Source organism: Arsenophonus sp. ENCA, from assembly GCF_002287155.1.
Classification (GTDB): Bacteria; Pseudomonadota; Gammaproteobacteria; order Enterobacterales; family Enterobacteriaceae; genus Arsenophonus; species Arsenophonus nilaparvatae.
In genome coordinates this window covers 1-867 of the sequence record NZ_NHNG01000425.1, presented here as the reverse complement: position 1 = coordinate 867, position 867 = coordinate 1, and the positions used below count along the sequence as shown (strand labels likewise).

At 40.7% G+C, this 867-nt stretch carries 1 protein-coding gene and 1 pseudogene; both read left to right on the top strand.

Annotated features, from left to right (window positions below; all coding sequences use genetic code 11):
• Positions 1 to 283: pseudogene (locus CBG25_RS11150) on the top strand (transposase); the annotation flags it as partial.
• A 73-nt stretch (positions 284 to 356) separates the two neighbouring features.
• Positions 357 to 569 (top strand): hypothetical protein, encoded by a 213-nt coding sequence (locus CBG25_RS11145; RefSeq protein ID WP_290606672.1) that lies wholly within the window; start codon positions 357 to 359, stop codon positions 567 to 569.
• Positions 570 to 867 lie beyond the last annotated feature (298 nt).

Below are 867 nucleotides of genomic sequence, written 5' to 3'. Positions count from 1 at the left end.
GTATGGCACCGGCAGTGATGTGCGAAATGTGGAAGATAACACGCCGCACCTGGTTATCTACGACTACCAAGACTCGCGCAGCGGGCGTTGCCCGAGCGAATTCCTGGTAAACTATACGGGGTATCTGCAAGTTGATGGCTACGCGGGTTATCATGGCACGGAAGCTCAACTCGTTGGCTGCATGGCGCATGCGCGCCGTAAATTTGAAGAGGCTCGGCGAGCCCAGCCGAATACCAAAGTAGGCAAAGCCATTTGGGCCTTAGGGTTAATTCAGAAACTGTACCGGACACGAGTTTCGCAGTCTCTAAAAAAGAAGTATAAATTTAAAAACAAGAAAAAATCAGGATGTTCATATTTTGTCCGGTTATCCATGCATTAAAGATATCTATAAAATATTCTTGCAAGTAAGCAGTGTAAGATACTCTTGTTTGGCGTTATCAGAAGTCAGCCCATCGCCTTTATCTCATGACACGGTTAGCCGATGGTTAAAAAGTAGATGTTTCCGCCCTAAAGACCTATGGCGATTAGTTGAACCTTCTATAGACCACGAGTTTCGCACAGGCATATAAAATTCTAAAAATGGCTTAAAAGCAATGATTAATCTGCAAGTTACTAAAAAACATAAATTTTCTTAAATTACAATAAGTTGTATTTGATTTATAAGGTTTTGACTATTTATATATCATGCTGAATTAAACTTAAAAATAGAGCGTTTTTTTATTGGTGCGAAACTCGTGATCTATAAAATATTCTTGCAAGTAAGCAGTGTAAGATACTCTAGTTTGGCGTTATCAGAAGTCAGCCCATCGCCTTTATCTCATGACACGGTTAGCCGATGGTTAAAAAGTAGATGTTTCCGCCCTAAAG